This is a genomic window from Magnetospirillum fulvum (assembly GCF_900108475.1).
In the GTDB taxonomy this organism is placed as follows: Bacteria; Pseudomonadota; Alphaproteobacteria; order Rhodospirillales; family Magnetospirillaceae; genus Phaeospirillum; species Phaeospirillum fulvum_A.
Genome location: NZ_FNWO01000006.1, coordinates 263,873 through 287,945, shown reverse-complemented (window position 1 = coordinate 287,945; position 24,073 = coordinate 263,873). Strand labels below are relative to the sequence as shown.

16 protein-coding genes are annotated in these 24,073 nt (G+C 65.2%); 3 read left to right on the top strand and 13 right to left on the bottom strand.

All coding sequences use genetic code 11. The annotated features are described in order from the left end of the window. Positions 1 to 14 precede the first annotated feature (14 nt). Positions 15 to 4,511 (top strand): DNA-directed RNA polymerase subunit beta', encoded by a 4,497-nt coding sequence (locus BLW40_RS09520; RefSeq protein ID WP_074767973.1) that lies wholly within the window; start codon positions 15 to 17, stop codon positions 4,509 to 4,511. Between the two features lie 133 nt (positions 4,512 to 4,644). After that, positions 4,645 to 6,489, top strand: a complete 1,845-nt coding sequence (mutL, locus tag BLW40_RS09515; protein WP_074767914.1) for a DNA mismatch repair endonuclease MutL — start codon at positions 4,645 to 4,647, stop codon at positions 6,487 to 6,489. A gap of 96 nt (positions 6,490 to 6,585) precedes the next feature. Here the strand turns inward: mutL and BLW40_RS09510 are convergent, their stop codons facing one another. From BLW40_RS09510 to BLW40_RS09455, 12 genes are all read right to left on the bottom strand, one after another. Further along, positions 6,586 to 7,899, bottom strand: a complete 1,314-nt coding sequence (locus BLW40_RS09510) for a M16 family metallopeptidase (RefSeq protein WP_074767912.1) — start codon at positions 7,897 to 7,899, stop codon at positions 6,586 to 6,588. Further along, positions 7,899 to 9,302, bottom strand: coding sequence for a M16 family metallopeptidase (locus tag BLW40_RS09505; RefSeq protein WP_074767910.1), 1,404 nt, complete (start codon positions 9,300 to 9,302; stop codon positions 7,899 to 7,901). Before BLW40_RS09505 ends, BLW40_RS09510 begins: the two co-directional genes overlap by 1 nt. A gap of 64 nt (positions 9,303 to 9,366) precedes the next feature. Next, on the bottom strand, positions 9,367 to 9,711 hold the full coding sequence (locus BLW40_RS09500; RefSeq protein ID WP_074767908.1) for a hypothetical protein: 345 nt from the start codon (positions 9,709 to 9,711) through the stop codon (positions 9,367 to 9,369). 70 nt (positions 9,712 to 9,781) lie between these two features. Then, positions 9,782 to 10,105 (bottom strand): hypothetical protein, encoded by a 324-nt coding sequence (locus BLW40_RS09495; protein ID WP_074767906.1) that lies wholly within the window; start codon positions 10,103 to 10,105, stop codon positions 9,782 to 9,784. 14 nt (positions 10,106 to 10,119) lie between these two features. Then, positions 10,120 to 10,701, bottom strand: a complete 582-nt coding sequence (locus BLW40_RS09490; RefSeq protein WP_074767904.1) for a DUF3035 domain-containing protein — start codon at positions 10,699 to 10,701, stop codon at positions 10,120 to 10,122. A gap of 4 nt (positions 10,702 to 10,705) precedes the next feature. After that, the gene (lspA, locus tag BLW40_RS09485; protein WP_074767902.1) at positions 10,706 to 11,218 is read right to left on the bottom strand and encodes a signal peptidase II; all 513 of its coding nucleotides are present in this window, start codon (positions 11,216 to 11,218) and stop codon (positions 10,706 to 10,708) included. Next, on the bottom strand, positions 11,218 to 14,085 hold the full coding sequence (gene ileS / locus BLW40_RS09480) for an isoleucine--tRNA ligase (RefSeq protein ID WP_074767900.1): 2,868 nt from the start codon (positions 14,083 to 14,085) through the stop codon (positions 11,218 to 11,220). Before ileS ends, lspA begins: the two co-directional genes overlap by 1 nt. An 18-nt stretch (positions 14,086 to 14,103) precedes the next feature. After that, on the bottom strand, positions 14,104 to 15,084 hold the full coding sequence (locus BLW40_RS09475) for a bifunctional riboflavin kinase/FAD synthetase (protein WP_074767898.1): 981 nt from the start codon (positions 15,082 to 15,084) through the stop codon (positions 14,104 to 14,106). A 124-nt stretch (positions 15,085 to 15,208) separates the two neighbouring features. Then, positions 15,209 to 16,570, bottom strand: coding sequence for an ABC transporter ATP-binding protein (locus BLW40_RS09470; RefSeq protein WP_074767896.1), 1,362 nt, complete (start codon positions 16,568 to 16,570; stop codon positions 15,209 to 15,211). A gap of 35 nt (positions 16,571 to 16,605) precedes the next feature. After that, positions 16,606 to 18,345 (bottom strand): ABC transporter permease, encoded by a 1,740-nt coding sequence (locus BLW40_RS09465; protein WP_074767894.1) that lies wholly within the window; start codon positions 18,343 to 18,345, stop codon positions 16,606 to 16,608. 99 nt (positions 18,346 to 18,444) lie between these two features. Then, on the bottom strand, positions 18,445 to 18,963 hold the full coding sequence (locus BLW40_RS09460) for a dihydrofolate reductase family protein (RefSeq protein WP_074767892.1): 519 nt from the start codon (positions 18,961 to 18,963) through the stop codon (positions 18,445 to 18,447). Positions 18,964 to 18,974: 11 nt separating this feature from the next. After that, positions 18,975 to 20,744, bottom strand: coding sequence for an HD domain-containing phosphohydrolase (locus tag BLW40_RS09455; protein ID WP_074767890.1), 1,770 nt, complete (start codon positions 20,742 to 20,744; stop codon positions 18,975 to 18,977). A gap of 161 nt (positions 20,745 to 20,905) precedes the next feature. On the opposite strand from BLW40_RS09455, the gene BLW40_RS09450 reads away from it, so the two are divergent. Beyond that, entirely contained in the window at positions 20,906 to 22,429 is a 1,524-nt protein-coding gene (locus BLW40_RS09450; RefSeq protein WP_074767888.1) for a UbiD family decarboxylase, read from the top strand. Between the two features lie 108 nt (positions 22,430 to 22,537). Here the strand turns inward: BLW40_RS09450 and nifK are convergent, their stop codons facing one another. After that, positions 22,538 to 24,073: a nitrogenase molybdenum-iron protein subunit beta gene (nifK, locus tag BLW40_RS09445; RefSeq protein ID WP_074767886.1), complete on the bottom strand. Its 1,536-nt coding sequence runs from the start codon at positions 24,071 to 24,073 to the stop codon at positions 22,538 to 22,540.

Below are 24,073 nucleotides of genomic sequence, written 5' to 3'. Positions count from 1 at the left end.
ACGGGAGCATGTCGATGAACGAACTTATGAAGATCTTCGGTCAGGGTGGTTCTACCCCCACCTTTGACCAGATCCGGATTTCCATCGCCTCGCCCGAGCGCATCCGCTCCTGGTCGTTCGGCGAGATCAAGAAGCCCGAGACGATCAATTATCGTACCTTCAAGCCCGAGCGCGACGGCCTGTTCTGCGCCCGCATCTTCGGGCCGATCAAGGATTACGAATGCTTGTGCGGCAAGTACAAGCGGATGAAGTATCGCGGCATCATCTGCGAGAAGTGCGGCGTCGAAGTGACGCTGGCCAAGGTCCGGCGCGAGCGCATGGGCCATATCGAGCTGGCCAGCCCGGTCGCCCACATCTGGTTCCTGAAGTCGCTGCCGTCCCGCATCGGTCTGCTGTGCGACATGACCCTGAAGGACCTCGAACGGATTCTCTATTTCGAGAATTACGTCGTGGTCGAGCCGGGTCTGACGCCGCTGAAGCTGCGTGAGCTGCTGACCGAAGAGCAGTACATGCGCGCCGTCGATGAGTTCGGCGAGGACGCCTTCACCGCCAAGATCGGCGCGGAAGCGATCCGCGACATGCTGTCGGTGATCGATCTGGAGGCCGAAAAGGCCCAGCTCAAGATCGACCTCAAGGAAACCACCTCCGAGGCCAAGCGCAAGAAGCTGGTCAAGCGGATGAAGCTGGTCGAGGCTTTCCTCGAATCCGGCTCGCGCCCGGAATGGATGATCCTGGAAGTGATTCCGGTCATTCCGCCGGAACTGCGTCCGCTGGTTCCGCTCGATGGCGGCCGTTTCGCCACCTCGGATCTGAACGACCTCTATCGTCGCGTCATCAACCGCAACAATCGTTTGAAGCGGCTGATCGAACTGCGCGCCCCCGAGATCATCGTCCGTAACGAAAAGCGGATGTTGCAGGAGGCGGTTGACGCCCTGTTCGACAACGGCCGTCGCGGCCGCGCCATCACCGGCGCCAACAAGCGGCCGCTGAAGTCGCTGTCCGACATGCTGAAGGGCAAGCAGGGCCGCTTCCGTCAGAACCTGCTCGGTAAGCGCGTCGATTATTCCGGCCGTTCGGTGATCGTCGTCGGTCCCGAACTGAAACTGCACCAATGCGGTCTTCCCAAGAAGATGGCATTGGAGCTGTTCAAGCCGTTCGTCTATTCCAAGCTCGAACTGTACGGCATGGCCACCACCATCAAGGCGGCCAAGCGGATGGTGGAAAAGGAACGTCCCGAGGTGTGGGACATCCTGGAAGAGGTGATCCGCGAACACCCGGTGTTCCTCAACCGCGCTCCCACGCTGCACCGCCTGGGCATCCAGGCGTTCGAGCCGACCCTGATCGAGGGTAAGGCGATCCAGCTGCATCCGCTGGTTTGCACCGCCTTCAACGCCGATTTCGACGGCGATCAGATGGCGGTTCACGTGCCGCTCTCGCTGGAAGCCCAGCTTGAAGCGCGCGTGCTGATGATGTCGACCAACAACATCCTCTCGCCCGCCAACGGCAAGCCGATCATCGTGCCGTCGCAGGATATCGTTCTCGGTATCTATTACATCACGATGGATCGGGACGAAATGCCCGGTCAGGCGCTGAAGATCCGCACGGTCGAAGAGTTGCGGGGCGCGCTCGACAACAACTCGATCCTGTTCTATTGCCCGACCGAGCCGTCCAGCCCGATCGACACCACCGATCTCGACGGCCTGCTCGACCGCATCGCCCGCCGCGACGTCACCGCGCATCTGCGCGTCAACGTCTCGTCGCGTGATGCGCTCGCCGCCGGTCTGGCCAGCGGTCACCTGCGTCTGTTCAACGTCGCCAAGCCCGGCACCGCTTTGACCTTCGCCACGCCCGAAGAGGCCGAAGCGGCGGTGAAGGACGGTCGCGCTTTGCTCTATCGCGTCCCCGTCTTCGTCAATATGGCCGAGATCGAGGAAGCGCTGTCGGCGAAGACGATCACCCTGCATTCCCGGATCAAGGCACGCTACGACACCGTCGATAGCGACGGCAACCCGGTGACCCGGATCGTCGATACGACGCCGGGCCGGATGATGCTGTCGGTGATCTTGCCGAAGAACAAGAACGTCCCCTTCTCGCTGATCAACCGTCTGTTGACCAAGAAGGAAATCCAGAACGTCATCGACGTCGTCTACCGCCATTGCGGTCAGAAAGAGACGGTGATCTTTGCCGACCGCATCATGGGCATCGGCTATTCCAACGCCTTCAAGGCCGGCATTTCCTTCGGCAAGGACGATCTCGTCATTCCGCCGGAAAAGGAACAGCTGGTCGGCGAGACCGAAGACAAGGTCAAGGAATACGAGCAGCAGTACCAGGACGGTCTGATCACCCAGGGCGAAAAGTACAACAAGGTCGTCGATGCCTGGTCGAAGTGCACCGACGATGTCGCCGACGCGATGATGAAGCAGATTTCGAGCCAGGCGCCCGGAAAGCCGATCAACTCGATCTACATGATGGCTCACTCCGGTGCCCGTGGTTCGGCCGCTCAGATGAAGCAGCTCGCCGGTATGCGTGGTCTGATGGCCAAGCCGTCGGGTGAAATCATCGAGACGCCGATCATCTCGAACTTCAAGGAAGGCCTGACCGTGTTGGAGTACTTCAACTCCACCCACGGTGCCCGTAAGGGTCTGGCCGATACCGCGCTGAAGACCGCGAACTCGGGCTATCTGACCCGTCGTCTCGTTGACGTCGCTCAGGACGCGATCATTTGCGAAGACGATTGCGGCACCACCAACGGCCTCACCGTTTCCCCGGTGATCGAAGGTGGCGAAGTGATCGCCTCGCTGGGTGAACGGATCCTCGGCCGCTCCGCCGCCCGCGATATCGTCAATCCGGCCACCGGCGAGGTCATCGTCCCCGCCGCGGTCATCATCGACGAGAACGCGGTCGAGCAGATCGAATCCGCCGGGATCGAAACCGTCTCGATCCGCTCGGTCCTGACTTGCGATTCCGAAGAAGGCGTCTGCGGCGCCTGCTACGGTCGCGATCTGGCCCGGGGCACCAAGGTCAATGTCGGCGAAGCGGTCGGTGTTATTGCCGCGCAGTCGATCGGCGAGCCGGGTACCCAGCTCACCATGCGTACCTTCCACATCGGTGGTGCCGCCCAGCGCGGTGCCGAGCAGTCGAGCATCGAATCCTCGATCGACGCGACGGTTCAGGTCATCAACCGGAACCTCGTCGTCAATTCGAGCGGGTCGAGCATCGTGATGAGCCGCAATTGCGAAGTGGCGTTGTATGACGCCAACCATCGTGAACGCGCCCGTCACCGCGTGCCCTATGGTGCCAAGCTGCTGGTCGATGAGGGACAGGTCGTCACCAAGGGCACCAAGCTGGCCGAGTGGGACCCCTACACCCTGCCGATCATCACCGAGCGGGCTGGCGTCATTCACTATGTCGATCTGATCGAAGGTCTGTCGATGCGTGAGGTGGTTGACGAAGCCACCGGTATCGCCAGCAAGGTGGTCATCGACTGGAAGCAGCAGCCGCGCGGCGCCGATCTGCGTCCCCGTATCACGCTCAGAGACGAGCGGGGCGAGGAAGTGGTGCTGGCCAACGGTCTGGAAGCCCGCTACTTCATGTCGGTCGATGCCATTCTGTCGATCGAGAACAACAGCAAGGTCAACGCCGGTGACGTGCTGGCGCGTATCCCGCGTGAATCCTCGAAGACCCGTGACATCACCGGCGGTCTGCCGCGTGTCGCCGAGTTGTTCGAGGCGCGCAAGCCCAAGGATCACGCCATCATCTCCGACATCGACGGTCGCGTCGAATTCGGCAAGGATTACAAGTCCAAGCGCCGTATTCTCGTCGTGCCCGAGGATGGCGATCCGGTCGAATACCTGATCCCGAAGGGCAAGCACATCTCGGTGCAGGAAGGCGATTACGTCCGCCGCGGCGATCCGCTGATGGACGGCAATCCGGTGCCGCACGACATCCTCAAGGTGATGGGTGTCGAGGCGCTGGCCCAGTACCTGATCAACGAAATCCAGGAGGTCTATCGTCTCCAGGGCGTGAAGATCAACGACAAGCACATCGAGGTGATCGTTCGCCAGATGCTGCAAAAGGTCGAGATCACCGAGCCCGGCGACACCACCCTTCTGGTCGGTGAACAGGTCGATCGCACCGAGTTCGACATCGAGAACGCGAAGGCGATCCGCGAGGGCGGGCGTCCCGCTTCGGCGACCCCGGTGCTCCAGGGCATCACCAAGGCGTCGTTGCAGACCCATTCCTTCATCTCGGCGGCCTCGTTCCAGGAGACCACCCGCGTCCTCACCGAGGCGGCGGTGTCCGGCAAGGTCGATACCCTCAACGGGTTGAAGGAAAACGTCATCGTCGGTCGTCTGATCCCCGCCGGTACCGGCGCGGTGATGAACCGCCTGCGCGAGATCGCTGCCAAGCGCGATCGCGACATGGCGGTCGAGGCCGATGTCGGGGCCGGACAGATCCCGACGGCGGCAATTCCGCAGGCCACCACCGAACCGCCGTCCGCCGCCGAGTAATCGGTTTCGGACGTCGAAAACAGAAAACCCCCGTCTCGGGTCGCCGAGGCGGGGGTTTTTTCTGTGTTGGGGGAGGGGCCGCCCCTGAAACGGACCGGTTCCGCTCCGCGCCGGTTGGGATTAAAGTGGGGCAATGCCGATCCGTCTGCTCCCCCCCACTTTGGTCAACCGCATCGCCGCTGGCGAAGTGGTCGAACGCCCCGCCTCGGCGGTCAAGGAACTGGTCGAAAACGCGCTGGATGCCGGGGCGACCCGGATCGACGTCGTCCTGGGCGAGGGCGGGCAGACGCTGATCTCGGTCAGCGACGACGGAATGGGGATGGACCCCGACGAACTGGCGCTGGCGGTCGAACGCCACGCGACGTCCAAGCTTCCCGACGACGATCTGGTCCGCATCCGCTTCTTGGGCTTTCGCGGCGAGGCGCTGCCCTCGATCGGGTCGGTGGCGCGGCTGACGCTGACCAGCCGCAAGCGCGGCGCGGAGTCGGCCTGGAGCCTGACCGTCGCGGGCGGCGAGAAAGGCGCGGCGCAACCGGCGGCGCATCCGCCCGGCACTCGGGTCGAGGTCCGCGACCTGTTCTTCGCCACCCCGGCCCGGTTGAAATTCCTGAAGGCACCGCGCACCGAAACCGGCCACGCGATCGAGGTGATCGAGCGGCTGGCGATGGCCCATCCCGAGATTTCCTTTTCGCTGAGCGACGGGGCGCGGCGTTCGCTCGATCTGCCCGCCCGAACCGGCGACAGCGCGCGTCTGGCCCGGCTGGCCCAGGTGGTTGGGCGCGAGTTCGAGGCCAACGCCCTGGCGCTCGATGCCGAGCGCGACGGCATCCGCCTCACCGGTTGGGCCGGACTGCCGACCTACAACCGTGCCACCGCCGCCCAGCAATATCTGTTCGTCAATGGCCGTCCGGTCCGCGACCGGCTGGTGATCGGCGCGGTGCGCGGCGCTTATCAGGACGTGCTGGCCCGCGACCGCCACCCGGTGGTGGCGCTGTTCCTGGAGCTTGACCCCGATCAGGTCGATGTCAACGTCCACCCCGCCAAGGCCGAAGTCCGCTTCCGCGATTCCGGTCTGGTGCGTGGGCTGATCGTCGGCGCGATCCGCCACGCCTTGGCCGCCGCCGGGCACCGGGCCAGTTCGACCCTGACCGGCGATGCGCTGGGCGCACTGGGCCGGTCTCCTCTGCCTGCCGCCGCGTCCCCCTATCGGCCGAATTCGTCCTGGTCACCGCCGCCTCGCCCCTCAGCCGCGACGCTGGCGGCCGGTCGTGCTGCCCAGGCTCCGTTCGGCAGCGGCGGCTTCCCCGGTCTGGCCGAATCGATCCCCGGACTGTCGCTGCCCCCCGCCGCACCCTCGGGCGAAACCGGACTGCCCCCGGCCGATGCCCAACCCGACTATCCGCTGGGAGCAGCCCGAGCCCAGCTTCACGATACCTATATCGTTGCCGAGACCGCCTCGGGGCTGGTGATCGTCGATCAGCACGCCGCCCACGAACGGTTGGTGTTCGAGCGGATGAAACAGGCGCTGGCCGAGGGCGGCGTCGCCCGTCAGGGCCTGCTGCTGCCCGAAGTGGTCGAACTGGGCGAAGCGGCGGTGGCGCGGCTGATCGAGCGGGCCGAGGACCTGGCGGCGCTGGGACTGACGATCGAGCCGTTCGGGGCGGGCGCGGTGGTGGTGCGGGACGTCCCCGCTTTGCTGGGCGAGGCCAGCGACATCGCCGGACTGGTCCGCGATCTTGCCGACGAACTGGCGGAATGGGGGGCGATAACGGCGTTGTCAGAGCGGTTGCTCGACATCTGCGCCACCCTGGCCTGCCATGGCTCGGTGCGGGCCGGGCGACGTCTCAGCCTGCCCGAGATGAACGCGCTGTTGCGCCAGATGGAGACAACCCCGCTGTCCGGCCAGTGCAATCACGGCCGCCCCACCCATGTCGTGCTGGGCCTGTCCGATATCGAAAAGCTGTTCGGACGGCGGTAGAGCTGACGCGACCGGGGGTGACGATTCCAAACGGGAGGGTCCGGGAGGCCCAGGCCTCCCGGTCGGGGTTTGGGGCGAGGCCCCAATACCCTTTCCTTACTTCTGGGCGCGGCCGACCGAAACCAGGGTCAAGGCGGCGGGATCGAGCAGACGGGCGGCAACCCGGCGGAGATCGTCGCGACTGACCGCCGCGATCAAAGCCGGGCGGCGGTCGAGGAAGTCGGCCCCCAGCCGGTCGTTCTGAAGCTGGACCAGCACCTGGGCAATCGCGACGGTCGAATCGAGCTGAAGCGGGAACGAGCCGTTGAGATAGGTTTTCGCGTCGGCCAGTTCGGCCTCGCTCACCCCCTCGTCACGCAGCTTGCGGAATTCCTCGCGGATCAGGGCGACGGATTCGTCAAACCGGCTGGTCTGGGTCGCGACGCCGCCGAGGATCAATCCGGCATGGTCGAGCGGGACCAGCCCGGTCCACACCGAATAGGCCAGCCCGCGCTTTTCCCGCACTTCTTCGGTCAGGCGCGAGGCAAAGCCGCCCCCGCCCAGAATGTGGTTCAGCACCGTCGCGGCATACCAGTCGGGATCGTCGCGCTTGATCCCGGCCAGACCGAACGTCGCGACGGTCTGGGGGATATCGCGCTCGATCGTCTTCACCATCCCGGCCGCGCCGGGACGGATGTCGGGCACGGTCAGCGGCGGCGCGCTGGCGGGCAAGCCGCCGAAGGTGGCATCGAGCAGGCGGCCCAATTCGGGCGGGTCGATATCGCCGACCACGCCGATCGTCATCCGGTCGCGGGCGAGCAGGCGGCGGACCTCTCCCTTCAGATCGGCGAGCTTGATCGCCTTGATCGAGGCGATCTCGCCGCGCGGCGAGCGGGCATAGGGATGACCGGCGAACACCGCCAGGAACCACGCCTTCGAGGCGGCGATCTCGGGGCTTTCGGATTCGCGCATCAGACCGGCGACGATCTGGCCGCGAATCCGCTCGACTGCCGGTTTGTCAAAACGGGGCTGGGTCAGCGCCAGCCGGAACAGCTCGAAGGCGGTGTCGCGATGCTCGGTCAGGGTCTTCAGATGGCCGCGAAAGCCGTCGCGCCCGGCATCGAACGACAGGCCGATCACCCGGTCTTCCAGCATCCGCTGAAAGGCCTGCGACTCATAAGGCCCGGCTCCTTCGTCCAGCAAAGCGGCGGTCATCACCGCCAGACCCGACTTCCCCTCGGGATCGAGCGAGGCCCCGCCGCGAAACGACAGTTCCAGCGCCAGGATCGGGTTGGAATGATCGCGGACCAGCCAGGCTTCGATCCCGCCCGGGCTGACCACCTTTTCGACGGTGACGGCGGCGGCGGGAGCGGACAGCCCGGTCAGGGCAAGGCCGATCATCAGGGCGAATACAGCGAGCAGGCGCGACATCAGCGGATCTCCCGGGGGGCGGGACGGGCGGCGGGCGGTGCTGCGGGCTGGGGCGCGGCCCCGGGCTCAGGCAACAACAGGCCGGTGACCGAGGCGCGGGCGTCAAGCACCTGGGCGGCGGCCTCGGCGACCTGGGCCGGGGTTACCGCGCCGACCCGGTCGGGCCAGGATTCGACGTCTTCGACGGTGAGGCCGACCGCCAGCGCCTCGCCCAGCACCCGGGCTCCGGTATGGAGCGAATCGCGGGCATAGACGACACTGGCGCGCAGACGGGTCTTGGCCCGCTCGACCTCCTCGGCCGCGATCTCGCCCTTGGCGATCCGGGCGATCTGGGCGTCAACCGCCGCTTCCAGCCGCTCCGGGCTGATGCCGGGGCGGGGGACGACACCGATGCGAAAGCTGGTCAGGCCGACCGCGACCGGGTCATAGGCGGCGTCGGCATGGGCGGCCAGACCCTGTTCGACCACCAGAGAGCGGTACAGCGTTGAGGTCGCGCCGCCGCCGATGATTTCGGCCAGAACCTCCAGCGGCTGGGCCAGCCGGGACTCGCCCGCCCGTTGGCTGGGGGCGAGATAGAGGCGGCTCCAACTCGGCTGGCTGACGCGGGGATCGGTGACGGTGACGCGGCGCGCCGCTTCCGGGGCCGGTTCCTCGGTGCGGAGGCGCGGCGCAATCTCGGCGCGGGGCAGGGTGCCGTAATATTTCTCCGCCAGCGGACGGACAATGTCGGCATCGACGTCGCCCGCGACGATCAGAACGGCATTATTGGGGGCGTACCAGCGGCGATAGAACGCCAGCGCATCGTCCCTGGTCAATCCGGCGATCTCGGATTGCCAGCCGATCACCGGGCGGTGATAGGGGCTGTTGAGGAACAGCGTCGCTTCCATCTGCTCGGCCAGCCGCGCCGCCGGATTGTTGCCAACGCGCGAGCGCCGCTCTTCCAGCACCACCGCCCGCTCGGTGCGGAAATTCTCCTCGTCGAGCGTCAGATTGGCCATGCGGTCGGCTTCCATCCGCATCACCAGTTCCAGCCGGTCGGCGGCGACGTTCTGGAAATAGCCGGTATAATCCGAACTGGTAAAGGCGTTGTCGCGGCCGCCATTGCGGGACACGATCTTCGAGAAATCGCCCGGCGGCACCGAGGGCGTGCCCTTGAACATCAGATGTTCAAGCATGTGGGCCAGCCCGCTTTTCCCCGCGACCTCGTCGGCGGCGCCGACCTTGTACCACACCATGTGCGAGACGATCGGAACCCGGTGGTTGGGCACCACCACCACCGTCATTCCGTTCGACAGGGTGAAGGTCTGGGGATCGAACAGCCGCGCCTGGGCCGGGGGGGAGACAACCAACAGCGCCGCCAACAGCAGCGCCGACCGGGCGAGCAACGTCCGTGCCGCGATCATGCATCCTCCGATCAAGGAATCCGGTTTGGGGAATGGCATCGTACCGATGCGTCCCACATGCGGTTCAGGGTAGGGTTTTTTGAAGGATCGGACCAAAAACCGCGCCCAAAGCGGCAACGGCAATGAGTACCCCTGCCATGGTCCAGAGATAGAGTTTTCCAGGCTTTTCGGCCAACTGAACGAGGATTTCGGACTGTTCGACCTTGGTCGCGAGCGTCGGGAGAAGTGCTGTCGCCGCAGCAAGATCGGTTCTGATCTCCGCCAATTCGACCTTGGTCGCCAGCGTCGGAAGAACGACGGAGACAAAGGCGTGGGTTTCGGTGATCCGAGGTTCAAGCCTCGCCAGCGTGTCCCGGATCGAGACAACGGTTTCTTCAAGACGATCAACGCGGCGGATCAGGGCGTCCATATCTCCATTATCGCCACCGCCGCCTCCCGTTTCAAGGGAGGGAGCCGGTCCATCTCTCATCGCGGATAGCTTAAGAACGGCCATCGCCGACCTCCGACTTGATCCGCTCAATCAAATCCCGCACTTTTTCGTAAGAAAAAAGCAGCGTATGGGCGCAATTGTCACAGGTAAAAACCAATGCCGGATACGCATGATGGCGGATGGTCTGGCCAATTTCTCGAATGCCCGGACCGGAGCGGAGCTCGAGGTATTTGTCGCTGTCGGAAAAAAGGACTTCGAATGAATCCTCGCCGCAGACGGGGCACGTCAAACGGTCAAGTTTGACCTTGAAGAACAGATCAAGATCGTCGTCGGAGATGTCTTTGACAGGCAGAGAGGCGCTGCTTTTGCTCATCGTCCTCGTCCCGATCAGAAGATGCCTTCGAGGATCGCCTTCTTGCGCCGTTCGATCCGGGGGGTCTGGCCTTCCGACACCGATTTGCCGAGCGCCTGATTCTCGCGCAAGCGCTGGCTTTCCTTGACCGGATCGACCGCGACGCCGGACAGTTCCGGCTTGCGCCAGAACACCAACTGATCGGTGAAGCTCTTTTCCGCCTCGGCGAGCGACTGGGATTCCTTGTTCACCAGGACGCGGATATCGGGCTGGATCGATTCGGCGCCAAAGCGTTTGAGCAGGATCACGTCGCCCTGGGTTCGGCCCGCCGTCGCGATCGGGGTGCCGAGACGCTGCCCGGTCAGGACACGGCGGGCCTGCTCGCGGGTGGTGCCTTCCTGCGGCCGGGTTGCGCCGGGCTGCGGCGGGCGCAACGAGAAGTCGGGCGGCATACTGAGCGGAGCCCGCTGGACGACTTGGAATTCGTCCGGGGGAGCCTTCTCGTAACCGAGCGACCGCTTCACTTCGGAGCAAGCGGACAAGGCGAGAACCGCCAGCATCACCACAAGGGGGGCCAGACGGTGCGGAATGCGCGCGGAGGCTTCACTCTGTCTCATGATCCTATGTCTTAGTCGAATCGCGGCCGCCAAACAAGGAGTCGGCGACTAAAATTACCGCGCCAACGGTAATAGCCGAATCCGCCAAATTAAAGGCAGGCCAATGATGGCCCGCAATATGCGCGTCGATGAAGTCGGCGACCGCGCCATAGCGCAGGCGGTCGATGATATTTCCGATCGCGCCGCCGACGATCAGCGACACCGCCAGCCGCACCACCGGCGATCCGGCGCGAAACAGCCAGCCGACCAGGGCCAGCACGATCACTCCGGACAAAGCCGACAGGATCAGCGGGTCGAGCGGGGCGGCCCCGTTGCCGATGCCGAAGCTGACTCCCCGGTTCCAGGTCATCACCAGATCGAGGAAGGGAGCCAGTTCGATCCGCATCGGGGTGTAGAAGGGCGCTCCCACCACCCCCTCCGGCCGCATCACCTGTTCGACGATCGCCCACTTGCTGAGCTGGTCGAGGGCGATCACCAGCCCCGACAGGCCGAGCGCGGTTTTGAACCCGAAGCGCATCACCCTTCTCCCCCCGCCGCAATGGTCGCCATCGCCTCGGCGCAGCGGTGGCAGACGCCGTCATGGGCGGCGTCGGCCACCTCGGGCAGCACCTTCCAGCAGCGGGCGCATTTGGCTCCCTCGGCGGCCTGGGGCTGTACGGCGATGCCGGGGATTTCGGCCAGGACGAAGGCCCCGTCGGGGGCGGTGCCGACGACGAGATCGACCCCCGAGGTGATGAAGATTTCGGCGAGGTCGAGACCGGCGAGCAGGTCGCGCACCTCGTCCGACACCGTCAGCACCGGGCGGGCCTGCAATGACGAGCCGATCCGCTTGGCGGCGCGCTCGACCTCCAACGCGCCGGTGACGACGCGGCGGACATCGCGGATCTTTGCCCAACGCTGGGCCAGGGCCTCGTCCCGCCATTGCTCGGGCAGGGTGGGGAAGTGTTCGAGATGAACCGAGCCGTCGGCGGAGGGATGGCGGGCCAGCCACGCTTCCTCGGCAGTGAAGCAGAGGAACGGGGCCAGCCACTTGCACAGAGTGTCGAGCAGGATGTCGAACAGAGTCCGGGCGGCGCGGCGGCGGGTCGAATCCGGCCGGTCGCAATACAGCGCGTCCTTGCGGATATCGAAATAAAACGCCGACAGATCGACGGCGCAGAAGGTGTGCAGTTCGGCGAACCAGCCATGGAAGGTGAAGCCGTCGCACGCCTCGCGCAGGCCCCGGTCCAGTTCGGCGAGGCGATGCAGCACCGAGCGTTCCAGCTCGGGCATCTCGGCATAATCGAGACGCTCGGTCGCGGTGAATCCATCGAGCGCGCCCAGCAGATAGCGCAGCGTGTTGCGGAGGCGGCGATAGATATCGACCTGGGTCTTCAGGATTTCCGGCCCGATCCGCAGATCGTCCGACGAATCCGACCCCGCCACCCACAGCCGCAGGATATCGGCGCCCTGGGCATCGACCACTTCCTGGGGGGCGACGACGTTGCCCAGCGATTTCGACATCTTGCGCCCGGCCTCGTCGAGGACGAAGCCATGGGTCAGCACCGCGTCATAGGGAGCGCGGCCCCGGGTGCCGCAGGATTCCAGCAGCGAGGAATGGAACCAGCCGCGATGCTGGTCCGAGCCTTCGAGATAGAGCGAGGCGGGCGAGGACAGACTCGGCCATTCGTCGCCTTCCAGCACGAAGGCATGGGTGCAGCCGGAATCGAACCAGACGTCGAGGATGTCGAACACCTGTTCGTAGTCTTCGGCATCAAAGCCATTGCCGAGGAAACGCGAGGGCGGGCTGGTGAACCAGCAATCCGACCCGTCGGTCTTGAAGGCATCGACGATCCGCGCCATCACGTCCGCGTCGCGCAACGGCTGGCCGCTTTTCTTTTCGACGAACACCGCGATCGGCACGCCCCAGGCGCGCTGACGGGAAACGCACCAATCGGGGCGGTTCTCGATCATCGCCCCGATCCGGTTGCGCCCCTGGGCCGGAACGAAGCGAGTCTCGGCGATCGCCGCCAGCGCCTTGGCGCGCAACCCGTTCTGCTCCATCGAGATGAACCATTGCGGCGTGTTGCGGAAGATCAGCGGCGCCTTCGAGCGCCAGGAATGGGGATAGGAATGCTCGACCTTGCCATGGGCGAGCAAATTTCCGCATTCGGTCATCGCCGCGATCACCGCCTTGGCGACCGGGCTGTAATATTTGCCGTTCTTGCCCTGGGCCAGCACGCTCTGCCCGGCGAAGATCGCGACATGGGGGTAATAGGTGCCGTCGGCCTGGACGGTGTCGGGGATCACGATCTGGTTGGCCTTGCCCAGATGCCAATCGTCCTCGCCATGGCCCGGGGCGATATGGACAAAGCCGGTGCCGGTATCGGTGGTGACGAACTCGCCCGCCAGCAGCGGCACGGCGAAATCATAGCCGCCCTTGGCCTCGGGATGCAGCTTCAGCGGGTGGTGGCAGATCGTCCCGGCCAGATCGGCGCCGTTGATCCGGGCGATGATGCGGAAGGTGCAGCCAGCATCCTTCGCCACCTGTTCGACCAGATCGGCCAGCACCACCAGCCGTTCGCCGACGGCGGCCAGCCCGGAGGCGGGCGCGGTTTCGACTTCGACCAGGGCGTACTCGAACCCGGCCCCGAAGGCGATGGCACGGTTGCCCGGCATCGTCCACGGCGTGGTGGTCCAGATCACCACCTTGGCCCCCTCAAGCTCGGGGCGCGAGGCGGTCACCACCGGGAACTTGACCCAGATGGTGATGCTGGTGTGGTCGTGATACTCGACCTCGGCCTCGGCCAGCGCGGTCTTTTCCACCACCGACCACAGGACAGGCTTGGCCCCTTTGTAGAGCGAGCCGTCGAGCAGGAACTTGCCCAGTTCGGCGACGATCACCGCCTCGGCGTCGTTGGTCATCGTGGTGTAGGGGTGATCCCAATCGCCGGTGACGCCCAGACGCTTGAATTCCTCGCGCTGGATGTCGATCCAGCCACGGGCGAAGGCGCGGCATTCCTCGCGGAAAGCGACGATATCGACCTCGTCCTTATCCAGCCCGGCGGCGCGGTACTTCTCTTCGATCTTCCACTCGATCGGCAGGCCGTGGCAGTCCCAGCCGGGGACATAGGGCGCGTCCTTGCCCTGCATTTGCTGGGTGCGGACGATGATGTCCTTCAGAATCTTGTTCAGCGCGTGGCCGATATGCAGGTGACCGTTGGCGTAGGGCGGGCCGTCGTGAAGAATAAAGGTCTCCCGGCCCCGCGCCGTCTCGCGCAGCCGCTCGAACAGGCCGATGCTGTTCCACCGCTCCAGCAGCCGGGGCTCCAGCGCGGGCAGACCCGCCTTCATCGGGAAATCGGTCCTGGGCAGGAAAACGGTGGTCTTGGGGTCGACGGTCATGGCTGCAATCCGGGGGAACTAGGGAGCGACCGGCACCATCGGGCCGGGTGTCGCGGGGAAATGAAGGCCGCTCAGGCGCTGCCGGGCGGTCTCGGCGTCGCGGGCGATCTGGGCCCGCAATTCCTCCACGCCCGAGAATTTGTGCTCGGGGCGGAGATGGTCGATCAGCGCCACCCGCAGGTGGCGGCCGTAGAGGTCTTCGCTGAGGCCGAACAGATGGACCTCCAGCACTTCGTCGGTCTGGTCGAAGGTCGGGCGGCGGCCGAAATTGGCGACGCCGTCATGCCACACCGTTGCCTCGCCCCGGTCGATCCCGGCGCGGACGGCATAGACGCCGGTGGCGGGGTGCTGATACTCGCCCAGGCGGACATTGGCGGTGGGAAAGCCCAATTGGCGGCCGCGCGCGCTGCCATGCTCGACCCGGCCTTCCAATTCCCAATAATGGCCGAGCAGGCGGGCGGCTTCGGCGGGGCGGGCCGAGGCCAGCGCGGCGCGGACCCGGGTCGAGGAACAGGGCTCGCCGCCCACCTCGGTCGGCGGCACGACCGTCACCCCAAAGCCCATTTCGGCTCCGGCGCTTTCAAGCAGGGCGCAATCGCCACCGCGATTCTTGCCAAAGACGTAATCGTAGCCGACCACCACCTGGGACACCCCCATGCAGCCGACCAGAATGTCCTCGATGAAGGATTGGGCGGTGACGGCGGCGAAGGCGGGGTCGAAGGTCTGCTGGAACAAAAGGTCGATCCCCAACGCCTCGATCAGCCGGGCCTTGACCCGGAAGGGGGTCAGGCGGAACGGCGGCAGATCGGGCCGGAACACCCGGCGGGGATGCGGCTCGAAGGTCAGCACCCCCGAGGCGACGCCCGCCTGCCCGGCCAGATCGCGGGCGGTGAGAATCACCGATTGATGGCCGAGATGAACGCCGTCGAAATTACCGAGCGCCACCACGCAACCGCGACGATCGGCACCAAATTCGCCGCAATGCCTGATAAGGCGCATGGGATCGGACCACCCGCAGCGTGGAAAGGGAAAGAGATCAAGGGGTATTCGATAAATGGACAAAGCGCAACCCCGTGCAGGGGCTGCGGCCAATCGAATCGCATGACGGCGGGAGCGGTGCGCCTTATTCGGCCGCGGCGGAGCCGGACGAGGGGCTGTCGGTTCCGGCCTCCTCCTCTTCTTCGTCCTCGGGCAGCATCAGCACGCCGGAATTATAGTCGTAATCGAAAATCTCGGCATAGCGGCCCCAGGTGATCGCCGTTTCCAGCACCCGCTCCGCCTCGTCGTCGGTGAGGTAATCCTGCAATTCCTGCAAGAAGCGATCTTCGGGGGCGCGATGATCGCGCCGTTCGTCGAGCACCTTGCGGACATGGGCAGCCAGCGGGATGTTGCGTAACAGCGCCTCGGCGAACAGATCCTTGCGCCCGGCATCGTCGGCATCGACGAAGGTCTGGCCCAATGGCGTGAGGAAGATGTCGCCCGAGGCGATCCGGGCCAGTCCCATCACCCGCAGCGCCTCGAACAGGTGGAACAGCGAATCGTCTTCGAGTTCGGTTTCCTCGGCCAGTTGCGGCAGATCGGCGCGGCCGTTGAAGGGGGCCTCGGCGATCGTTTCGAGCAGACCGGCCATCTTGCCCGGCGTGGTGTCGGGCAGGCGGTAGCCCAGGGTCAGTTGTTCCTGCGCCCCGGCCCCACCACCGCGGACATGGGCGGTCATCAGCGAGTAGATTTCATCGACGATCTGGCGGAAGGCGGGGGATTCGGTGTCGCGTGGCTGGGGCAGCCCGACCTTGACCTCGGCCCGCACCCGTCCGGGATCGCTGGAGAACACCAGCACCCGGTCGGCCATCGACACCGCTTCCTCGATATTGTGCGAGACGAGCAGGATTCCCTTGGTCGGAATTTTGCGCTCGGCCCACAGATCGAGCAGATCCTCGCGCAGGGTCTCGCTGGTCAGCACGTCGAGCGCCGAGAACGGCTCGTCGAGCAGCAGCACGTCGGGCCGCATCACCAGGGCGCGGGCGCAGCCGACGCGCTGGCGCATGCCCCCAGACAATTCCTTGGGATAGGCGCTTTCGAACCCACCCAGTCCGATCATCTCGATCGCCTCGGCGGCGCGCTCCTCGCGCTCGGCCGGGCCGATTCCGCCCGCCTCCAGCCCCAGCTCGACATTCTCCTGCACCGTCAGCCAGGGGAACAGGGCAAAGGACTGGAACACCATCGCGATCCCGCGCGCGGGCGCGGTCACCGCCTGACCGCGATAGAGCACGTCGCCGCCATTGGCGCGGATCAGCCCGGCCATGATTCGCAGCAGGGTCGATTTGCCCGAGCCCGATTTTCCGAGCAAAGCGACGATCTCGCCTTCCTCCAACCGGAAGTCGACGCCTTCCAGCACGGTGCGTTCGTGCCGCTCCGGGGTGCGGAAGGATTTGCGGACGCCGCGCAGTTCCAGCAGGGCTTGGGGGGGGAGGGTCGGCTCGGCCATGTCAGGACCCCTTTTCTTCGCGGGTATTGGTTCGGTTAGTCGAGGCGCAGCCGCTCGGCCGCCAGGGTGTGGAGCGGGCGCCACAGGAAACGGTTGAAGCCCATCACGAACAGGCACATCACCGCGATCCCCAGCGCGATGCGGGGGAAATCGCCGTCGATGGTGGCACGGGCGATATAAGACCCCAGCCCGGTTGCCTCAAGCTGAGTGTCGCCCCAACTGACCATCTCCGACACGATCGAGGCGTTCCACGACCCGCCGCAGGCGTTGAACGCCCCGGTGACGTAGGAGGGGAAGATCGCGGGCAGGATGAAGCGTCGCCATTTCATCCAGCCGGTCAGCCCCAGATTGCCGGCCGCGTCCTTCATGTCCTGCGGGATCGCCGCCGCCCCGGCGACGACGTTGAATAAGATGTACCATTGGGTGCCGAGAATCATCAGCGGGCTGGTCCAGACATCGACGTTGAGGTCGAAATAGACGATCAGCATCACCGCGACCGGAAACATCAGATTGGCCGGGAACGCGGCCAGGAACTGGGCGATCCACTGGACGTTCTGCGCCACCACCGGACGCTGGCCGACCCAGACGCCGACCGGTACCCAGATCAGCGAGGCCAGCGCGATCAGCACGACGATGCGGGCGGTGGTCGCCAGCCCATACAGCAGCACCTGCCAGACTTCGGCCAGATTGACCGAGCCATGAACGAACAGCGCGACTTGGACCAGGGCGATTCCGGTGACGACCAGCAGGAACCCGTCCCAGACCCACCCGGCCCAGCCGGGCAGGGTCAGGTGCGGCAGCACGATCCGCCGCCGCGGGGCGGCATCGGCCTTGCGGCGGCGCATCCCGGCCAGGCCCTCCCACAATGACACCGGAATCTGCGCCAGCAGGCGGAACAGCCGCCCGCGCTGCATCAGGGTCAACAGCCAGGATTCCGGCCGCTGCTCGCCCGGTCCGGTATCGACGCGGAACTTGTCGGTCCAGGCCACCAGCGGGCGGAACATCAACTGGTCGTAGATCACGATGCCGACCAGCACCGCGACGATGGCCCAGCAGATCGCCGACAGGTCGCGGGCGGCGATCGCCAGCGCGATATAAGAGCCGACCCCGGGCAGCATGATGGTCTGGTTCGAGACCGAGATCGCCTCGGAGGCGACGACGAAGAACCAGCCGCCCGACACCGACACCATCATGTTCCACACCAACCCCGGCATCGCCCACGGCATGTCGAGCCGCCAGAAGCGTTGCCACGGCGACAGATGGAACACCCGCGACGCTTCGATCAGGTCGTTGGGCACCGTTTTCAGCGAGGAATAGAGGCTGAACGCCATGTTCCACGCCTGGGAAGTGAAGATCGCGAAGATCGCCGCGCATTCGACTCCCAGCAGGTTGCCGGGGAACAGGGCGATGAATCCGGCGACGGTGATCGACAGGAAGCCCAGGATCGGAATCGATTGCAAGATGTCGAGGATCGGGATCAGCACCTTCTCCAGCGCCGGAATCTTCGAGGCGACGATGCCGAACACCAGGGTGAAGATCAGCGAGCAGATCAGCGCCGCCCCCATCCGGAGCGCGCTGCGCAGCAGGTAATAGGGCAGGTTCTCGGGTTCGAGCGACATCGGCAGCGGCGTGCCGACGTCGAAGGGGGTGATCATCTGCGCCCCGCCATAGGCGAGCAGGGCGAGCAGGGCGAACACGACCGGAATCAGCGCCAAATCCCACAGATTGGGCTTCAGATCGGGCGACACCGCGACCTTGGGAAGGCTCCATCTCATGCTGGGATACTCGGACTGAAGGGTTACCCGGTTGTCATAGCCTGCCACCCTCCCCCTGTCCAGACGGGAAACGATGACGAAACCGTGACCGCGGACGCTCTATCCGGCCCGGTAGCTGAGGCGGACGATTCCATCGGGATAGGCCGTGCTGGTCAGCAGGCTGAGGCGGGTGCCGATCTCGCTTGGCAGGAACAATGGCCGACCGCCGCCCAACAGCAGCGGGACGACGAACAGGTCAAGGTAATCGATCGCGCCAAGATCGAGGAAGGCGCGGATCGCCTTGCCGCCTCCCACCACCCAGACATCGCCGCCCGGGGCCTCGCGCAATTCCTCGGCCAGCATCGCGAGATCGCCCAGCCACGGCTCGACCCCGTCCGGGGCGGTGTCGATCGTCCGCGAGGTCACCACCAGACAACGCCGCCCGCCATAGGGCCAGCCGCCCCCGGCGCGGTTGGCCTCATAGGTGGCCCGCCCCATCACCAGGGTGCCGATCCCGGCCAGGAACGCCTCGGCCCCCTCGGACAGGCTGCGATAGGGCGCCAGCCATGCGACCGAGCCGTCTCGATCCGCGATGAAGCCATCGACGCTGGCGGCCAGATGGGCGCGCAGGCTGGCCATCGCGGTTCGGATCAGCCCGTCGCGGGCAGCAGCGCGGCGAGATCGACGGAATCGACCTGTTCGGGCCGCAAATACTCGTCGGCGTAGCGCTGCCACACCTCCGAGGTGAGGAACAATCGCCACAAATCCGGGTCGATATGCTGGTCCTTGGCCATGAACGACATGATCTTCAGGGATTCGGACAGGGTCTTCGGTTTCTTGTAGGGACGGTCGGCGGCGGTCAGCGCCTCGAAGATGTCGGCGATCGCCATCATCCGGGCCGGCAGCGACATCTGCTCGCGGGTCAGACCGCGCGGATAGCCGGTGCCGTCCATCTTCTCGTGATGCCCCCCGGCCCATTCCGCCACCCGGGACAGGTTGCGCGGGAAGGGCAGCGCTTTCAGCATCAGGATGGTCTGGACGATGTGATCGTTGATCTTGAAGCGGTCCTCGGCGGTCAGGGTGCCGCGCCCGATGCACAGATTGTAGATCTCGCCCAGATCGTAGCGGTTTTCCAGCGGCAGGATCTTGAAGCCCTCGGCCTCGTAGCGGGCGACATCGACCGGGGTTTCGTGCGGGATCTTGTGCCACGGCTGGTCGGCCAGCAGGGATTCCAAAGCGGGCGGCGGGGTGGGCTCGGCGGGGCGGCGGCGCAATTCGTCGATCGACAGGCCCAGCCGGTCGTCCAGGGTGCGGGTCCAGGTTCCGGCGGCGATCGCCTTCAGCCGCTCGACCTTCTCGGGGGCCATGAACTCGCCGCCGACATTGCATTCGGCGACGAAGGCGAAATCGGCATCGAGCCGGGCCAGGGTCTCGTCGCGGCGGCGGGTCAGCACCTCGGCCGCCTCGGTCCCGGCCAGCAATCCTTCGAGACAGGCGATTACCGCGTCGCGCTTGGCGACCTCGAACCGCATCCGCACCTCGTGAATGCGGTTATAGATCGTCTCGAGCTTGGTGGCCTTATCGACGATGTATTCCGGGGTGGTGACCTTGCCGCAATCGTGCAGACCGGCGGCGATCTCCAGTTCGTACCACTCGTCCTCGGTCAGCGAGAAATCGGCGAACGGTCCTTCGGTCGCGTCGCAGGCGGCGCGGGCCAGCATGAAGGTCACCGACGGCACCCGGTGGCAATGGCCGCCGGTATAGGGGCTTTTGGCGTCGATTGATCCGGCGATCACCGAAATGAAGCTCTTGAACAGAGTCCGTTGCGCTTCGATCAGCCGTTGATTGTCGAGCGCCACCGCGGCCTGACTGGCCAGCGCCTCGATCAGCGGCACGATGTCGTCGCCAAAGGCGATCACCTGATTGGCGTCGTCGCGGGCGTTGATCAGTTGCAGCACGCCGATCAGTTCGCCCTCGTAATTCTTCAACGGCACGGTCAGGAAGGATTGCGAGCGATAGCCGGTGCTTTGGTCGAACGCCTTGGTGCCGGAAAAATCGAAGCTATCGACGTGATAGGCGTCGGCGATGGTGATCGTCGTCCCGGTCAGGGCGCAATGGCTCGACACGTTGCGGTGATTGGGAGCCCCGTCTTCGTCGTACAGCTTCAGCGGCGGGAACGGGATCGCCTTGCCGGTGGTGCCGCCCATCGCGATGTTGAGGCTATCGTTCAGCATGATCTCGAAGCGCAGGGCGTCCTGCGCCTCGGTCGCCAGATAGAGCGTGCCGCCATCGGCGTTGCACATCCCCTTGGCGCCCTGGAGAATCTTCTCCATCAGCCGATTGTGATTGCGTTCGGCCGACAGGGCGATGCCCAGCTCGATCAGGACGCGGTACCGCTGTTCTTTCTGAACCAAAGCCATGACAGCGCATCAACCCCGGATTGGACCAGCCCTTCCCGTCCGGAAGGGTACAGGCAAATCGTTCCGACGTGAAGCACGCGCACGGGCCACGTCAGGGACTTGACGGCGGCGGGTGTTCCGTCGTCCCCTGAACCCGCCCGAGCCTGCCGGAGAAATCGTTGATGCCCTACGAATCGTTGCGCGACTTCATCGCCCGCCTGGAGGAGACCGGCCGCCTGCGCCGGGTCCGGGCTCCGGTGTCGGCGCATCTCGAAATGACCGAGATTCAGACCCGTCTGCTCGCCGAGGGCGGACCGGCGGTGCTGTTCGAAAACGTGCTGAAGCCGGACGGCTCGCGCTACGACATGCCGGTGCTGGTCAATCTGTTCGGCACGGTCGAGCGGGTCGCCTGGGGGATGGATCGCGAACCGTCGCAATTGCGCGAGGTCGGCGAGACCCTGGCCTTCCTGAAACAGCCCGAACCGCCGGGCGGCCTGCGCGAGGCGCTGGGTCTGCTGCCGCTGGCCCGGCAGGTGATGGCGATGCGTCCGCGCACCGTCGGCGTCGCGCCGTGCCAGGAAGTGGTGCTGACCGGAGACGCCGTCGATCTGACCCAATTGCCGATCCAGGGCTGTTGGCCGGGCGAACCCGCTCCGCTGATCACCTGGCCGCTGGTGGTGACCCGCGGTCCCCGCGCCGAGGGGGCCGACCACGATTCCCGCGACGATTACAATCTCGGCATCTATCGGATGCAGGTGACCGGTCGCAACACCACCTTGATGCGCTGGTTGAAGCATCGCGGCGGGGCGCAGCATTACCAGCGCTGGGCGGCGAAGAAGCACGAGCCGCTGCCGGTGGCGGTGGTGATCGGGGCCGATCCCGGCACCATCATCGCGGCGGTGACCCCGGTGCCGGAAACCCTGTCGGAATACCAGTTCGCCGGATTGTTGCGCGGGCGCAAGGTCGATCTGGTCGAGTGCCGCACCGTGCCGCTGAAGGTTCCGTCCGAGGCCGAGATCGTGCTGGAGGGCCATGTCATGCTCGACGAGTATGGCGACGAAGGCCCTTACGGCGACCATACCGGCTATTACAATTCGGTCGAGAAATTCCCGGTGTTCCGCGTCTCGGCAATCACGATGCGGCGCAATCCGATCTATCTGTCGACCTTCACCGGACGGCCGCCGGATGAGCCGAGCGTGCTGGGCGAAGCGCTGAACGAAGTGTTCATCCCGCTGCTGACCCAGCAATTCCCCGAGATCGTCGATTTCTGGCTGCCGCCCGAGGGATGCAGCTATCGGATCGCCGTCGTCTCGATCAAGAAGGCCTATCCCGGCCACGCCAAGCGGGTGATGTTCGGGATCTGGTCGTTCCTGAAACAGTTCATGTACACCAAGTTCGTCATCGTCGTGGATGCCGAGATCAATGTGCGCGACTGGAAAGACGTGATGTGGGCGGTCAGCACCCGGATGGACCCCGCCCGCGACATCACCGTCGTCGAGGGAACCCCGATCGATTATCTCGATTTCGCCAGTCCCGAGTCCGGCCTGGGCGGCAAGATCGGGCTTGATGCCACCAACAAGCTGCCGCCCGAGACTCACCGCGAGTGGGGCGTCACCCTGCGGATGAGCGACGACATCATCGACCGGGTCAGCCAGCGGTGGAGCGAATACGGCCTGCCCGGCTCGGGCAAGCCGATCTGGAAGTAAGCGACGGCGGGGCCGGACGCGCGACGCGCCGTCTGCCCCGCCAAAACGAAAGCCCCGGAGCTTTTGGCTCCGGGGCTTCCCGTCCTTACGCGCGAGAGAAGAGAGGAGTTAGCGCGTAAGGTCGTAGGAGATGTCGCTCGAGGCGTCGGTCACCTCGAAGATCCGGTCGAGGATTTCGACCAGAACCCGCAACGCGCCCTGATATCCGAAGAGCGGGAAGCGGTGGTGGTGGTGACGGTCGAAGATCGGGAAGGTCAGACGGACCAGCGGAATACCGGTGTCCTTTTCCAGATACTTGCCATACGAGCTGCCGATGATCAGGTCGGTCGGCTCGGTGAACAGCAGCGAGCGGAGGTGCCACAGATCCTTGCCGACCCACACCTTGGCGTCGGCGCCGAAGGGGTTGGAGGCGAGCAGCGCCTTCATCTTCGCTTCCCATTCCTTGCCGGCGTTGGTGCACAGGCAGTGGGTGGGTTCGCAGCCCAGTTCCATCAGGAACACGGCCATCGCGTAGACGAAGTCGGGATCGCCGAACAGGGCGACTTTCTTGCCGTGCAGCCAGGCCTGGCTGTCGGCGATGGCATCGACCAGACGACCGCGTTCCTTTTCGATGCTCTCGGGGATCGGCTTGCCCGACAGTTCCGAGATCTTCATCAGCAGGGCGTCGGTGGCGCTGATGCCCAGCGGATAGTTGAACGAGGTGGTCGGCTGACCCTTCGACTCGATGTATTCGACCGTCTTCGGCGAGCAATATTCCTGCAAGGCGATGGTGGCCTTGGCGTTGATCGCGTCGCGGACGTCGTCGAGCTTGGTGCCGCCGTCATACATCCGGTAGGTGCCGTCGGTGGGGGTGTCGAACACGTCCGAAACATCGCTGATCAGGGTGTAATCGACGCCCATCGTGTCGAGATAGCGCTTCAGCTCGCGGTTGTTGGCGGTGGCGTAACCGTCGAAACCGGGGATGATGTTGATCTTGCCGTTCGACTCGCCACGGACGATCTCACCCTGGGCCCGATCCCAGAAGTAGTTGAGGATGCCCTTGATCATGTTGTCGTAGCCGACGACGTGGCTGCCGACGAACGAGGGGGTGTGGGCGAAGGGAACCGGGAAGTCGGCCGGAACCGATTCCTTTTCCTTGGCGGTGCCGATGAAGGCGGACAGATCGTCGCCGATGACTTCGGCCATGCAGGTGGTCGAAACCGCGATCATCTTGGGCTTGTAGAGCTTCAGAGCGTTCTGAAGGCCCTCGACGATGTTGTTGAGACCGCCGAACACCGCCGCGTCTTCCGTCATCGAGTCGGACACGCAGGCCGAGGATTCCTTGAAGTGACGGGCGAGGTGCGAGCGGAAGTAGGCGGCGCAGCCCTGCGAGCCGTGGACGTAGGGCAGGGTCTCTTCGAACCCGGCGGCGGCGAACACCGCGCCCAGCGGCTGGCAGGCCTTGTGCGGGTTGATGACGGCGTGCTCACGGGCGAAGTTCTTCTCGCGATATTCCCACGACTTGGAATATTCGAGCTGGGCGGCGACGGCGTCGTCGGTCGGACGGCACTCGAACTGGGCCTTCTTTTCCGCCAGCAGCTTCGTGTACTCGGGCTCCGAGAACAGGGAGATGTGGTCTTTGATGTTGTCGGCGCTCTGGGGCAT